This is a genomic window from Mojavia sp., assembly GCF_059505145.1.
The window spans coordinates 267,868-282,515 of record NZ_JCACKA010000063.1; the positions used below are offsets into that span (position 1 = coordinate 267,868).

The 14,648-nt window shown below is 39.4% G+C and carries 12 protein-coding genes; 11 read left to right on the plus strand and 1 reads right to left on the minus strand.

Going from position 1 to position 14,648, the window contains the following annotated elements; all coding sequences use genetic code 11:
- Nucleotides 1-468: 468 nt before the first annotated feature.
- The 10 genes from rfbF (at nt 469) to AC5JL8_RS13535 (ending at nt 12,981) form a co-directional block, all read left to right on the plus strand.
- On the plus strand, nt 469-1,242 hold the full coding sequence (rfbF, locus tag AC5JL8_RS13490) for a glucose-1-phosphate cytidylyltransferase (protein WP_495880279.1): 774 nt from the start codon (nt 469-471) through the stop codon (nt 1,240-1,242).
- A gap of 58 nt (nt 1,243-1,300) precedes the next feature.
- Nucleotides 1,301-2,509, plus strand: a complete 1,209-nt coding sequence (gene lhgO, locus AC5JL8_RS13495) for an L-2-hydroxyglutarate oxidase (RefSeq protein WP_495880280.1) — start codon at nt 1,301-1,303, stop codon at nt 2,507-2,509.
- Between the two features lie 226 nt (nt 2,510-2,735).
- Nucleotides 2,736-3,677 carry a glycosyltransferase family 8 protein gene (locus AC5JL8_RS13500; protein ID WP_495880281.1) on the plus strand — a complete coding sequence of 314 codons (942 nt, stop codon included), beginning with the start codon at nt 2,736-2,738 and terminating at the stop codon, nt 3,675-3,677.
- Nucleotides 3,678-3,784: 107 nt separating this feature from the next.
- Entirely contained in the window at nt 3,785-4,813 is a 1,029-nt protein-coding gene (locus AC5JL8_RS13505) for an NAD-dependent epimerase/dehydratase family protein (RefSeq protein WP_495880282.1), read from the plus strand.
- A 248-nt stretch (nt 4,814-5,061) separates the two neighbouring features.
- Nucleotides 5,062-6,084 carry a glycosyltransferase family 2 protein gene (locus AC5JL8_RS13510; protein ID WP_495880283.1) on the plus strand — a complete coding sequence of 341 codons (1,023 nt, stop codon included), beginning with the start codon at nt 5,062-5,064 and terminating at the stop codon, nt 6,082-6,084.
- 34 nt (nt 6,085-6,118) lie between these two features.
- On the plus strand, nt 6,119-6,970 hold the full coding sequence (locus tag AC5JL8_RS13515) for a phytanoyl-CoA dioxygenase family protein (RefSeq protein ID WP_495880284.1): 852 nt from the start codon (nt 6,119-6,121) through the stop codon (nt 6,968-6,970).
- Nucleotides 6,971-7,001: 31 nt separating this feature from the next.
- Nucleotides 7,002-7,559, plus strand: a complete 558-nt coding sequence (gene rfbC / locus AC5JL8_RS13520; RefSeq protein WP_495880285.1) for a dTDP-4-dehydrorhamnose 3,5-epimerase — start codon at nt 7,002-7,004, stop codon at nt 7,557-7,559.
- 290 nt (nt 7,560-7,849) lie between these two features.
- On the plus strand, nt 7,850-9,163 hold the full coding sequence (locus AC5JL8_RS13525; RefSeq protein ID WP_495880286.1) for an NAD(P)H-dependent oxidoreductase: 1,314 nt from the start codon (nt 7,850-7,852) through the stop codon (nt 9,161-9,163).
- A 446-nt stretch (nt 9,164-9,609) separates the two neighbouring features.
- Nucleotides 9,610-10,698 (plus strand): glycosyltransferase, encoded by a 1,089-nt coding sequence (locus AC5JL8_RS13530; protein ID WP_495880287.1) that lies wholly within the window; start codon nt 9,610-9,612, stop codon nt 10,696-10,698.
- 54 nt (nt 10,699-10,752) lie between these two features.
- Nucleotides 10,753-12,981, plus strand: a complete 2,229-nt coding sequence (locus AC5JL8_RS13535; RefSeq protein WP_495880288.1) for a GumC family protein — start codon at nt 10,753-10,755, stop codon at nt 12,979-12,981.
- 663 nt (nt 12,982-13,644) lie between these two features.
- Here the strand turns inward: AC5JL8_RS13535 and AC5JL8_RS13540 are convergent.
- On the minus strand, nt 13,645-13,806 hold the full coding sequence (locus AC5JL8_RS13540) for a hypothetical protein (protein WP_495880289.1): 162 nt from the start codon (nt 13,804-13,806) through the stop codon (nt 13,645-13,647).
- Here AC5JL8_RS13540 and hepC point away from each other — a divergent pair.
- On the plus strand, nt 13,805-14,569 hold the full coding sequence (gene hepC / locus AC5JL8_RS13545) for a heterocyst development glycosyltransferase HepC (protein WP_495880290.1): 765 nt from the start codon (nt 13,805-13,807) through the stop codon (nt 14,567-14,569). The genes AC5JL8_RS13540 and hepC overlap by 2 nt on opposite strands.
- The last annotated feature ends 79 nt before the right edge of the window (nt 14,570-14,648 follow it).

The following is a 14,648-nucleotide window of genomic DNA, read 5'->3' on the forward strand; positions in this document are numbered from 1 at the left end:
CCAGGTGCAACCGCTTCATCTTAACGAGAAACTTTAATGAAGGCTGAAGTATGAAGGATGAAATAATATCAAGTTCGCTTAATTACTTATAATTCTAAAATCTCCAGATATCTGTGTCGCAACATCTTGGCGTCAGCCTTAATTATAAGTTTTTATCCGAATCTGATATTACCTCACGCATCAAAAGCAAAGCCATTACTAACATCTCTCAAAACCCTTGAATTTTAAATTGAGGAAAAGCTTCAAAACCCTGCATCCTCGTTATCGAGTAACAAAATTGAAGGGATGGGGCATAAATCTCGTCCAGAAAGTGCAAGGAATAAATCAAGTTTCTACTTTATTCTGCCCTAAGCTGCGGATTTTCCTTAAGAGTATAAGAAGCTATATAAAGAGAATTACATCCTTTACGCTTCAGACTTTTTTAGTCCAATAAGTATTAACCTACCTGCAAAACTTTGAGGTAATTACATGAAAGCAGTAATTTTGGCTGGAGGTCTTGGTACACGCCTGAGTGAAGAAACCAGTATCAGACCTAAGCCGATGGTAGAGATTGGTGGTAAGCCAATTTTATGGCACATAATGAAGATTTACTCTGCTCACGGCATTAATGACTTTATTATCTGTTGCGGGTACAAAGGGTACATCATTAAGGAGTATTTTGCTAACTACTTCTTGCATATGTCAGATGTTACCTTCGATATGCGATTTAACCAGATGAACGTACATTCTGGTTATGCTGAACCTTGGCGAGTCACCTTAGTAAATACAGGTGATCAGACAATGACAGGTGGACGCTTAAAAAGAGTCAGAGAACATCTTGGCAATGACACTTTTTGTTTCACCTATGGTGATGGTGTTAGTGATGTAAATATTACAGAATTAATTAAGTTACATAAAGAACAAAAGACCTTAGCAACACTAACAGCAGTTCAGCCAGCAGGACGATTTGGTGCAATTTCTTTAGGACAAGAACAAACTAAAATCACTAGCTTTCGAGAAAAGCCAGAAGGTGATGGTGCGTGGATTAATGGCGGTTATTTTATTTTAGAACCGGAAGTTATCAATTTTATTGCTGATGACGCCACCGTTTGGGAGAAAGAACCATTAGAAAAGCTAGCTGATATGGAACAGTTATCGGCTTATAAACATAGTGGTTTTTGGCAACCGATGGATACATTACGTGATAAAAACTATCTAGAAGAGCTATGGAAGAGTGATCAAGCTCCTTGGAAAGTGTGGTAGTAAATAAATTATCTACACAAAACACTCATTTATTATCATTTATAGCGCAATAATAGCAATGTACGATTTTGCAGTTATCGGTGGGGGAATAGTTGGACTCTCTACAGGGATGGCTTTAGGTAAACGCTATCCCAATGCACAGATTTTAATTTTAGAAAAAGAGAGCAAGTGGGCATTTCACCAAACAGGTAATAACAGCGGTGTAATTCACTCTGGCATATACTATAAGCCAGGAAGTTTCAAAGCGAAATTTTGCCGTGACGGTTCTCGCTCAATGGTAGAGTTTTGCCAAGAATATGGCATTGATCATGAAATTTGTGGTAAGGTAATTGTTGCCACTACAAAAGAAGAATTACCACGCCTAGAAAATCTCTACAAACGCGGCTTAGAAAATGGTATATCAGTAGAGAGAATCAGCCCAGAAGAAGTTAGAGAAATTGAACCCCATGTCAGTTGTGCAGCTGGTATTAAAGTATTTTCTACAGGTATTGTTAATTACAAACAAGTTTGTGAGAAATACGCTGAGTTAATTCAAAAACAGGGGGGAGATTTACGCCTTAATACAAAAGTGGAGAAAATCCTCTCTAGTGGCAAACATCAGGTACTGGAAACAAACAACGGCAGCTTTGAAACTCGCTTTGTAATTAATTGTACCGGATTGCATAGCGATCGCGTTGCTAAATTAGGACAAGTTGAACCCCACGCTAAAATAGTGCCCTTCCGGGGAGAATACTACGAACTCACTCCAGAAAAACGCTATCTGGTAAAGACTCTAATTTACCCAGTTCCTAATCCAGATTTTCCCTTCCTGGGTGTCCACTTTACCCGCATGATTGATGGTAGTGTTCATGCAGGGCCAAATGCGGTTCTCAGCCTCAAACGCGAAGGCTATAAAAAAACTGACTTTGATTTACGGGACTTTGCAGAGGTAATGGCTTACCCTGGGTTTTGGAAATTGGCAGCGAAACACGCTGATGAGGGAATTCAGGAAATTATTCGTTCCTTTAGTAAAGCAGCTTTCGTTAAAAGCTTGCAAAAACTGATTCCAGAAGTCCAAGCCAAAGATTTAGTTCCTACCCATGCGGGAGTTCGCGCTCAAGCTTTGATGAATAACGGCTCTCTTGTAGATGACTTTTTGATTGTTCAAGGTCAAAACTCTGTTCATGTTTGCAATGCTCCTTCCCCCGCTGCTACTTCTTCTCTGGAAATCGGCAAAGCGATCGTGGCACAAATTCCTGAACCATCACATCTTGCAGTAGCAATGTAGAGTCTTAAGTTAAAAGTGCTGAGTCCTGAGTAACGAGTGTTGAGTAAAAGATTGGTGGCTTTATTTACTTAGTACGGCTTTGCATAAGTTCGTAGTTTTTTAAACGCAGAGAGACGCAGAGTATTTTCACACGTTAATTTGCTACAAATTGATGAAATGCTGTACTCAGTACTCACAACTCAGCACTCAGCAATGCCCACACTAATAAGTTATTAAGGTTAAATTCATGGCAGTTATATCAGATTTACAGCCCATGGCTGTTGTTTGTGCTGCTGATAATAACTATGCAATGCCTCTTGCTGTTACAGTTCGTTCAGCACTTGCCAATGTTAAAAGCGATCGCAAGATATCTTTATTTGTTCTGGATGGAGGAATTAGTAAATTCAACAAACGCAAGATTACCAAATCCCTCGGATCAGAACAGATTGATATTTCATGGATACAGATAGATAATGCGCTGTTGAATAATTTGGTATTGACCAGGCATTTAACAGTTACTTCCTATTATCGTCTTCTACTTACTGAATTTTTAACGCCAGAGTTTGATAAAGCAATTTATCTAGATACAGACATGGTAATAACGGGTAATTTAGAAGAGCTATGGAATATTGATTTAGAAGACAAATATGTACTAGCAGTCCAAGATGATGTTGAAATGAATATTTCAATGTGTAATGGGCTAAGAAATTATCAAGAAGTCGGAATCTGCCCAGATTATAAATATTTTAATTCCGGACTTTTAGTAATTAACTTGGAAAAGTGGAGAAGGGAAAAAATAGGAGAAAGAGTTATTGAATACATAAAACAAAATAGAGAATATGTCAGGCATGATCAAGATGGTTTAAACGCAGTTCTTGCTGGCAAATGGGGAGAAATTCATCCAAGGTGGAATCAGATGCCCAAAATTTATGATTACTCATCATGGAAAGAAAGTCCTTTTACAGAAGATGTCTATAACCAATTACTGCATCAGCCTTATATTATTCACTTTACTAATGCTCCTAAACCCTGGTGTTCCGGATTACGAACTAAATGTAAACATCCTAAGAAAGATGTATTTTTTCAATATCTTGACATGACAGCTTGGTCAGGCTGGCGGGATACTATGTGGAGACGTATGAGCCGAAGATTTATGAAATTAATATTAGTAAATACTTCTAAGCTCTGAAAATTTTTTTGAAATATTACCCCTCTTCATTTGAGCTAAGTTTCTCTACAAGGGTAATTTTTGAAGGCAATAGGAAGCAACTAATCAATACAAAGGATTTGGCTAGAATGAAAATATTAGTAACTGGAACAGAAGGTTATCTCGGTTCATTATTACCTCCTCTGTTAATTGAACGAGGACACGAAGTTATTGGTATAGATACTGGCTTCTATAAAGTTGGTTGGCTGTATAACGGTACTGAGGTGACAGCCAAAACTTTCAATAAAGATATCCGCAACATCATTTTGAAAGACCTGCAAGGAGTCGAAGCAGTAGTTCACATGGCGGAACTCTCCAACGACCCCACCGGACAACTAGCACCTAACATTACCTACGATATCAATCATCACGGTTCAGTTCGCCTCGCTAAATTGGCTAAAGAAGCAGGTGTACGTCGCTTTGTATATATGTCTTCTTGTAGCGTCTACGGCGTAGCTACAGAGGGTGACGTTACAGAAGAATCTCCTATTAATCCCCAAACAGCCTACGCAGAATGTAAAACCCTAGTAGAACGAGATGTCATGCTATTAGGTGATGATGACTTCTCACCTACCTTTATGCGTAACGCCACAGCCTTTGGTGCTTCACCCAGAATGCGGTTTGATATTGTGTTAAACAACTTAGCAGGGTTGGCATGGACTACCAAAGAAATCAAAATGACCAGCGATGGTACACCTTGGCGTCCATTGGTTCACGCGCTGGATATATGCAAAGCAATTGTCTGTGCCATTGAAGCTCCCCGTGACATTGTACACAAGCAAATCTTCAACGTGGGAGATACTGCAAACAACTACCGAGTTAAAGAAATTGCTGAAATCATTGCAGATATTTTTATAGGCTGTAAATTGTCTTTTGGGGAAAACGGCGCAGACAACCGCAGCTATCGCGTATCCTTCGAGAAAATTAACACCATGCTACCTGGATTTAAATGCGATTGGAATGCACAGCTTGGTGCTCAACAGCTATTTAATCTGTTCAATCAAATTGATATGGCTGAAGATACCTTTTTGTTTAGAGGATTTACGCGTTTAAAACAGTTAGAGTATCTTATTCGCACAGAGCAACTTGACAAAGACTTCTTTTGGAATCACAAGTAGCTAAATTAAGGTAAACAAACAAGACTATTTTTCCGGATCAAATCTTTTTGATTCGGAATTATCACTTAGAATAAATTACTTTTTCAGTACGCTGATTATGAGAATTAAATATAAAATTACATCTCACTTACGTAACTTCATTTGATTCACTGTAAATGATACTGCAAGCAATCAGCGGTTAGTATATTGATTGCTTCGGAATCCCTGCGTCAATAAATAGTAACAACCAACACCGAATTAATAATGAGATGATAAGCGATAATCCAAGTAAATTACTCACTATTGCTATCCCTACTTATAATCGTGCTGAACTACTGGATAAACAGTTAGCTTGGTTAGCTCAAGCTATCGTCGGCTTTGAATCTGACTGTGAAATTTTAGTTTCTGATAATTGTTCAACTGACACAACACAGGATGTTATTAGCAAGTGGCAATTATTACTCACAAATATAACCTTTAAATCTAATAAAAACTCGGAAAATTTAGGCGTAATGAGAAATATTCATTATTGTCTAAATTTTGCTACAACTAAATATGTTTGGACTATTGGTGATGACGATCCAATTCAGGTTAGATCTGTTGCGTATGTCATCAACAAACTCAAACAACACGAGGATTTATCATTATTATTTCTTAATTTTTCTGGTCGTAACAAAATTACTGGGGAAGCAGTCCATCCACCAACAATAGTTGATAACCGCTGGTTTGATGCTGATAGTGAAAATGGTCTTGGCAATGGCAAGGCAATATTTGAACATTGTTTTGCTAAAAGTATCGGTGCAGTCATCTTCTTGACTGCTAGTGTCTACCGTACTGACTTAGTAAAACAAGCTCTGCAAATTTGGCAAGATGCTGCAAATAATTGGATATCTTTAGCATATTTAGCTGGTTATTGTGCTGCTAAGGGGAATGTAATTGTCACTAAAGATACTTTTTTAGAATGTATTGTTGGTGTGAGTTATTGGCAGAAAGAGCCAAGGTCGGCACTGTTAATGCAATACAAACACATACCTGAAGTTATTTTAAAACTTGAACAGAGTGGCTATTCTAAGCAGTTTTGCCGAAGAATGCTTTTGCAGAATGGTAGAGAAGTTAGCTTAAAAGTTTTTTTAGGTGCTTTGAGAAGATGGCCTATGTCAGCCATAACAACAGTAATTCCTTTTTTAGCTTTAATCGGCTTATCTGCTTTAGATATAGTGAGTTTAAAAGAGTTTAAGCTTGCTGAAACAACTGAAATATTGGCTCAAAAATTACAAAAAAAAAAGCCATAAAACAAAACAAATCTCTATAGAATTTATATAATTAATGTTTAACAGTATTAGACGCAAACTATTGGCAATATATTCTGACGTAAGCTGTGCGATCGCACGTTGGAAATATCAAAATAATTTACCTGGATTAGAACGAAGCGATCGCCTAATTCTAGATGCTCTTAAACGGGATGGTGTTTACCTCACAACACTCGCAGATTTAGGATTAGACTCTACCACAAACTTGCTCAAAGCTGCTTACCAGCAATTATCCCAGATGGAAGCGGCTAATAACGAGCATTTGGATGAGAAGTGGCCCCAAATTTGTACAGTTACAGATTTACCAGAAATTTCTGCCTGGGCAACAGAGAAAAGACTACTCAACATCATCGAAAATTATATCGGTCTTCCTATTACTTTTCACGGTGTCCACTTACGCAAAGATTTTCCTAGCGAAAATCAATTTGGGACATTGCTGTGGCATAGCGACGCTGAAGACCGCCGCATTATCAAAATCTTTATTTACCTCAATGATGTGGCAGAAAATACCGGGCCATTTGAATATATTCCGCGTTCTTTAACTCCCTCATTTAGCTGGAAATATTTGCGACTTTATTACAAACTTTGGCAGTCACGCTATATGGGTATTAACGATGAACAAGTAAAAGCAGTCATTCCTAAATCAGCTTGGAAATCTTGTCCAGGCCCAGCAGGTACAGTGATTTTTGTAGATACAAAAAATGTTTTGCATCACGGCACAGTACGCACAGAAGAACGGTCATCACTATTTTTCTGTTACACTGCTAACCCTCCTGAAAGACCAGAACTTTGCGCGCAATATTGGGATGATACTTTTGCCAGACCAGAGTTCAGTCCTTCCTTACAACCTGTTGAAATACCTAGTTAATTTTTCCTAAAAATTCTTTTTGAGGTTAATTATGATCTTCACTGCAACCGAACTTAAAGATGCATTTATCATTGATTTAGAAGAAAAGCAAGATAACCGTGGCTTTTTTGCCCGTGCTTTTTGCGCTCAAGAATTTGTTGCTCATGGATTAAAACCAACAGTTGCCCAGTGTAATGTATCTTTCAACTACAAAAAAGGTACGCTACGGGGAATGCATTATCAACTTTCGCCAGCCGCAGAAACAAAGGTCATTCGCTGTACTAAAGGCGCTATCTATGACGTGATTATTGATATGCGTCCTGAATCTCCGACATTCCTGTCGCATATCGGTGTGGAATTAACCGCAGAAAACCGCCGCGCTTTGTATGTTCCAGAAATGTTTGCACATGGATATCAAGCACTCACAGATGAAGCTGAGGTTTTATATCAAGTTGGTGAGTTTTACACACCAGGTTATGAGCGGGGATTACGTTATGATGACCCGTTTTTCAACATTGAATGGCCTCTAGAAATCACTGAAATTTCTGAGAAAGATTTAAATTGGCCTCTGTTGAGAATGATGGCTGTTGGAGGCGCAGAGTTAAAATAAATATATCATTCTCAGCAGAAAATTTATCTTCGCTTTTGGATTAAAGTAAATTTATGGCTCGTTTTGGCGATACTATTTATTCTGAAAAATAAGATTTCCACTAAGAATATTTAACAATTCAAGGTTAAACGCAAGGTAAGAAGAACTAGCTACAGTAAACGTGCTTCTTGCTGACGCCATGCTCTCATCATTACAACCTTTGCGAACATAACAATCTTAGACAGAGCCAAGCTAGCGAAGCACAATCGCTGGCAATAAAAGACAAACACCCAAAAAAAGGAATTTAACTAATGATAATTATTGATCGCGCCTTACAAGCCCGCGCCGCAGCAGGTAACCCCATCAAAGTAGGCATGATTGGCGCAGGTTTTATGGGACGAGGAATCGCCAATCAAATTGTGAATTCAGTACCAGGAATGGAATTAGTTGCTATCTCCAACCGCCAGATTAGTGCTGCCAAGCAAGCTTATTTAGAAGCAGGCGTTGAGGATATTCAGGTTGTTGCTAACGTCACCGAACTCGAAGACGCGATCGCCAAAGGTAAATATGCAATAACCGAAGATGCTCAATTACTCTGTCGTGCCGAGAGTATCGATGCCTTAATAGAAGTCACAGGCGCTGTGGAATTTGGCGCTCATGTCATCATGCTTGCGATCGCTCATCGCAAGCATATCATTATGATGAATGCCGAACTCGATGGCACGATTGGCCCCATCCTCAAGGTATATGCTGACAAAGCAGGCGTTATTCTCAGCGCTTGCGACGGGGATCAGCCAGGGGTAGAAATGAATCTCTACCGTTTTGTCAAAAGTATTGGTCTAACTCCGCTATTGTGCGGTAACATTAAAGGACTCCAAGACCCTTATCGCAATCCCACCACTCAAGAAGCATTTGCCAAGCGTTGGGGTCAAAAAGCTCACATGGTGACCAGCTTTGCCGACGGCAGTAAAATTTCCTTTGAACAGGCGATCGTTGCTAACGCCACAGGCATGAAAGTTGCCCAGCGGGGAATGCTGGGATATAACTTCAGCGGTCATGTTGATGAGATGACCAATATGTATGATGTAGAGCAGCTCAAAGAACTAGGCGGCATTGTCGATTATGTAGTTGGAGCAAAACCAGGGCCTGGGGTATTTCTCTTTGCTACTCACGAAGACCCCAAACAACGTCACTACCTCAACTTATATAAATTAGGTGAAGGCCCACTTTACAGCTTCTATACTCCTTATCACCTGTGTCATTTTGAAGTTCCCCTATCCGTAGCGCGTGCTGTTCTCTTCCAAGATGCGGTGATGTCTCCACTAGCAGGCCCAATCGTGGATGTAGTCACCACCGCCAAAATCAATCTGAAAGCTGGAGAAACATTGGATGGTATTGGCTACTACATGACCTACGGACAATGCGAAAATTCTGCGATCGCCCAAGAACAAAACCTCCTACCAATGGGATTAGCCGAAGGATGTCGCCTCAAACGAGATATTTCTAAGGATCAAGTCCTAACTTACGATGATGTAGAATTGCCCGCAGGCAGACTTTGCGACCAACTACGAGCCGAACAAAACGCTTATTTCGCTACAGAAAAGACTCTTGTTGCTGTTGGATAGAAGTTTGATTTAATGGGATGATTTTTCTCACGCACAGACGCAGAGAGAATAAAGTTAACCTGCTCTCTTCTGTTTTCTTCCTCTGTGTCCTCCCGAAGTTTGCAAGGGCGCGGGGAACCCGCGCACGCAACTTCTCTCTGCGTCCTCCGTGGTTCGTTTTAATTTCATATCTGACACAACGAGTATTTAGAGGACAAAAAGCAAATCCTAAAAACTACGCCATACAGAGGTAGGCGTTATAGCCCCAGACTTATAATCTGTGGGCAATACGTATCCCTACCCTAAAAAATAGGTAAATACATAAAAATTCCCCCTCTTCTTAAAGAGATTTGGGGGAAATATTTGACAGAGCAAAAAGCTAAAAAACTGTATTGGTGATACTTCGCTTAATAGTAGTTGGATAAGAAGTATTAAACCAAACTTTAGTTAAACTTGAGATTAAAATTATGAAAATTGCTCTAGTCCATGATTACTTAACTCAGCGCGGTGGAGCAGAACGCGTATTTGAATTACTTTGTAAGCGCTACCCAGAAGCTGATATTTACACATCATTATACAATCATCAAAAAACTATAGATTTGGGTGAGCGTATAGTTAATACAACTTTCTTACAAAATATTCCGGGTGCAGTCAAGCATTTTAGATTGATAGCTCCGTTATATTTTCCAGCTTTTCGTGCCTTGAACTTAGAAAGCTACGATTTAATTATCAGTAGTAGCACTAGTTTCGCTAAAGCAGTAAGAAAACATCCAAATGCACGCCACATTTGTTTTTGCCATAATGTAACCCGTTTCTTGTGGGATACAGAAACTTATTTACGGGAATATGGAGATTACCGTTATTTTTCACATTTAATTGAGAAAATATTCCAATTAATGAGAAAGGTAGACCTGAAATATGCACAGGAACCTGACCTTTATATTGCTAATTCCAGCATAGTAGCTCGTCGCATTCAAGAGATTTATAGCAAGCAAGCAATTGTTATTAACTATCCTATTGATACCAGCAATTTTGTTTTTTCCAATATAAAAGACGAATACTATCTGGCATCAGCTAGGATGATCAGCTATAAGCGTCTAGATATAATAATTGAAGCTTTCAATTGGCTAGGATGGCGGTTATTAATATCAGGTGATGGCCCAGAACAAGAACGCTTAAAATCCAAAGCATTAGATAATATTGAGTTCTTGGGTCATGTAAGTGACGGAAAACGTAAAGACTTGTTTTCTAAAGCTAAATCTGTCATCGTCGCAGCCTTAGAAGATTATGGATTAGTTCCTGTAGAAGCTAATGCTAGTGGCACTCCAGTTATTGCTTATGGAGCAGGTGGTGTATTAGATACTCAGATTCCTAGAAAAACAGGGGTCTTTTTTAAAAGACAAACACCCGAATCCTTACAAGCTGCATTATTAGAAGCTGGGGATATCACTTGGGATTATCAAAACATCCGTAATCATGCAGTGACAAATTTTTCGGAAACAGCATTCTTTAGTAAAGTCGAAAAAGTTATTGACCAAGCTTGTAGAGTGCCTTAATCATCACGCTTTATTAGGTGTTGGCGTAGCGTCTCAAAGATAAGGATAATAAAAGTGGTTCAAACTAGTCTAAATCCCCAATTAAACCCGGTTGCCGATAATGAAGTCGGTTACGGACAAATATTGAGCGTATTTTTACGCCGGTTTCCTTGGTTTTTACTTGTATTTTTTACGTCAATTACTTTTGCTGGTTTGATTACAACTAAGACAAAGCCTACTTTTAAAAGCTCGATGCAGCTGTTAATAGAACCGAATTATCAAGTTAAACCAGGGTCAGGTGGAACAGAGAATCAATTCACCGACCCTAACATTGAAATAGATACTGCAACCCAGATTAACTTAATGCAGAGTTCTGGACTCATTCAAAAAGCAGTTGAAAAACTTGAGCAAGACTATCCAGACATAACTGTAGCTGAGATTAAAAGTGCTTTGGTCTTAAATCAAATTAAAACGAAAGAAGATAATGTTCTAACTAAAATCTTTCAAGTTGAATATACCGATAAAGATCCAGACAAGACACAAAACGTTCTGACTGCTATTCGTCAAGTTTATGTAGAATACAACAAACAGCAGCAAGATTCGCGTTTACAAAAAGGTCTTCAAGTTATTAGGGATCAGTTAAAAAAGGCCAGCGATGAGGTGAATGCTTCTGAGACTAACCTCCAAAGGTTTCGCAGAAATCAAAATTTAATCGATCCAGAGTCACAGGCAAAAGCTCTAGAAAATGCTTTGAACAATCTAGAGCAGGAACGACGCACAACTCGTTCTCAGTATGAAGAGGCTTTAGCCAGGCAACAATCTTTGCAAGAGCAACTAAACCGCTCTCCACAGAATGCCCTGGTTTCTTCTCGCCTCAGCCAATCTACTCGCTATCAAGGTTTACTCAACGAAATTCAAAAAACAGAGTTGGCTCTATCACAGGAACGCTTGCGCTTCACAGATGAGACTCCTAGCGTGCAAAAGTTGAGAGAACAACTTCAGGGTCAGAAAGAATTATTGCAACAAGAGGTAGGCAGAACTTTAGGCAGGCTACCTGCTGGTGCTGTCGGTTCTCAAGAAACTTTGCTTGAACAAGGACAGCTTGGTCAAATTGACCTCAATCTTGCTAGCCAGCTAGTAGAAACGCAGACAAATATAGTTGCTTTAACTGCTCGCGATCAAACTTTGGCACAGAAGGAAGGCGAGCTACGCTTTCAACTCAAACGCTTCCCGCCTTTGTTAGCTTATTACAATCGAATACTACCACAGCTACAATTTAGCCGTGAAAGGTTAGAGCAGCTCTTGAGAGCAGAACAGCAATTGCGCCAGGAACTTTCTAAAGGTGGATTTAATTGGGAAGTTGTCGAAGAACCCCAAAAAGGTATGCAGTTAGGCCCGAATCTCCAACAAAATCTCTTGTTGGGTGCAGTTGTTGGGTTAATGTTGGGAGGTATTGCTGCCTTTGTTCGGGAAGCAGCTGATGATGCTGTTCATACTACTGCTGAGTTGGAGAAGCAGGTTTCTCTGCCATTATTGGGAAGCACTCCTAAATTACCACCTGCTAAACCCAGAGAACCAATAATCAAGTTGCCTTTTGGCAAACCAGAAGTCCTTGCTCCTTGGACAATTCAGGTACTGCAATCTCCACCGCGTTGGGAATCGCTGGATCTGATTTATAAAAATATTGAACTGCTAAATTCTGTTACGAGTTTAAAATCTTTAATGATCACCTCGGCTTTACCCGATGAGGGTAAGTCAGCTTTGGCCTTAGGTTTGGCAATGAGTGCTGCCCGGTTACACAAAAAGGTACTACTTATTGATGCCAACTTACGCGATCCCAGTCTGCATACACAACTCAACCTGCCAAACGAACAAGGGCTTTCAACTCTACTGGCTAGTGATGTCGCTCTGCCTAACCAAATTGGGATTCAATATTCCGGTTCTTCCTATATCGATATTTTAACTGCTGGGCCAACACCTGCTGATGCGGCTAATCTTTTAAGTTCACCACGCATGATGCAATTGATGGCAATACTTGAGGAGAACTATGATTTGGTACTTATAGATGCTTCGCCAGTCATAGGTTTGGTGGACGCCATGTTAACAGCATCTTCTTGCCGTAGTGTGGTGATGGTGGCAAGCATTGGTAGAATAACTCGAAGCCAGATTGCCCAAGCTACAGGTATGTTGAGCAAGTTAAACCTCATTGGAGTTGTGGCAAATGGAGTGTCAAACTCCAATAGCACTTATGTACCTTATACAAGACCACAACGATTTGCACTGCAACAAGCTGTAGAAAAATAGCTCGTTAGCTGCTTTTAATACATGATATGGGTTGCAGGGGCACAATATTTTTGTGCCCCTGCTGCGTGTTGATGGCATATTTATGGAAAAATCTTTGTTGATAATTTTGGCGCTTGATTAGACTGCTTGCAAAAATCCAAATAATACTAATTTGTAATTCGTAATTAAGAAAGTAATTGTGTCAGTCCACTATAAATTGCATAGGTTGTCCTAATTCTCAGGCTTTTTGAATTTCTTTTGTTATGTTACTTATAATACTGATTTTTTTGAATTGTACAAACTAACCGTATTTTTAACTATTTGGAATTTATATGGTTCACGCTAACTTAATAATTTCTCTTGCAAAACCAGCATCTTTTAAAGAGTAAATAAAGAATTTCTCTGGCTAAGTTTTATTTCGCAAATGTCTTATATTCTAGAGATCACAGACCCTTCAAATTATCCAAAAGACAAAAGTGGGCTGATTTCGTCAGATTTATCGCAAATTAAGCAGGTGGACACAAGTAAAGGTAGTTATGGAGTGACAGGGTAAATTTTTTTCAATCTCTCCAATGCCCCTCATCTCCAGAGCGAAGGTAAATTTCTCCATCTCCTCAGTTATATCTAATTCTGTCTATCTACTTAGTATCATTGTTTTTTGTACATCTTAACGGCAGAAAGAATTCAAGAAGATGTGCGATCGCCTTGATAACTTGTAATGGCAGTATGCTTCTGCAAATTGTCTACAGATTTTGGAAAAACAACAAGATTCGGATCGGAGTTTTGGCATTGATAGGCTTTGATATCAACCCAAAAATCTATTACTCTACAAATCCCAAGACACATGACTACCTCAATAATTCCAACTTTACAGAATTACTACGCGCTAACTGAGCAAGACCAAAATCATCGCTCTCCATACTGCACACTCTTCTGGCGGCGAGGTCAGCTGTTGGTGAAATCGCCTGGACGTATTAAACCGCCATACCTGCCTTCTTTATATAACGAACAGTTGTTAGTAGAGTGCTTAAAACATTCCCCAGTCAGTTTGGTTAGCATAGATCCAAAACTGGGTGAAGCTTTACTAAGATTTTGGGCTACAGCGTGTGAGCAAGCTCATAAGCCATTATTTCTACGCATCCCCTCTGATCGTAAACGACCGAAACAAGGTAGATCATTCTTCAGGATGGCGTTTAGATTAATTGATTGGATTATAGCCTTCATGTTGCTGTTGATGGCTAGCCCAATCATCCTGGGACTTGTCTTGCTGATGCAGGTGTATTCGCCAGGGTTAGTTTTTTCCCGCGATTGGCACGTTGGAGAGGCGGGCAAACTCTTTCGAGCAATTCAGTTTCACACAACTGCAAACCACAGCATCACACCGCTAGGGCATTGGATGCGTAAATATAATCTGCACAATCTGCCACAGTTATGCAATGTAGTGCAAGGTGATAGAAGTTTGTTTGGTTCTCGTTGCTGGACTTTAGAAGATGCAGTGCAACTAAGTTCAGAAAGACAACTACAGCTAAATAAATTCCCAGGAATTGCAAGTAATTGGGAAGTATGTTCAGAATCTAACCTGTTACATCTAGATGGACAAGCGCTGTGATTTACTTATTACTTATAGGGTGTATTTTCCATATTAATTTTCAAAAAAATACAATTTTATTGTAATAGTTTTATCGGAC

Coding starts and splice junctions, on each gene's coding strand:
- rfbF (WP_495880279.1), top strand. CDS start 469: ATGAAAGCAGTAATTTTGGCTGGAGGTCTTGGTACACGCCTGAGTGAA.
- lhgO (WP_495880280.1), top strand. CDS start 1,301: ATGTACGATTTTGCAGTTATCGGTGGGGGAATAGTTGGACTCTCTACA.
- AC5JL8_RS13500 (WP_495880281.1), top strand. CDS start 2,736: ATGGCAGTTATATCAGATTTACAGCCCATGGCTGTTGTTTGTGCTGCT.
- AC5JL8_RS13505 (WP_495880282.1), top strand. CDS start 3,785: ATGAAAATATTAGTAACTGGAACAGAAGGTTATCTCGGTTCATTATTA.
- AC5JL8_RS13510 (WP_495880283.1), top strand. CDS start 5,062: ATGATAAGCGATAATCCAAGTAAATTACTCACTATTGCTATCCCTACT.
- AC5JL8_RS13515 (WP_495880284.1), top strand. CDS start 6,119: ATGTTTAACAGTATTAGACGCAAACTATTGGCAATATATTCTGACGTA.
- rfbC (WP_495880285.1), top strand. CDS start 7,002: ATGATCTTCACTGCAACCGAACTTAAAGATGCATTTATCATTGATTTA.
- AC5JL8_RS13525 (WP_495880286.1), top strand. CDS start 7,850: ATGATAATTATTGATCGCGCCTTACAAGCCCGCGCCGCAGCAGGTAAC.
- AC5JL8_RS13530 (WP_495880287.1), top strand. CDS start 9,610: ATGAAAATTGCTCTAGTCCATGATTACTTAACTCAGCGCGGTGGAGCA.
- hepC (WP_495880290.1), top strand. CDS start 13,805: ATGACTACCTCAATAATTCCAACTTTACAGAATTACTACGCGCTAACT.
- AC5JL8_RS13540 (WP_495880289.1), bottom strand. CDS start 13,806: ATGTGTCTTGGGATTTGTAGAGTAATAGATTTTTGGGTTGATATCAAA.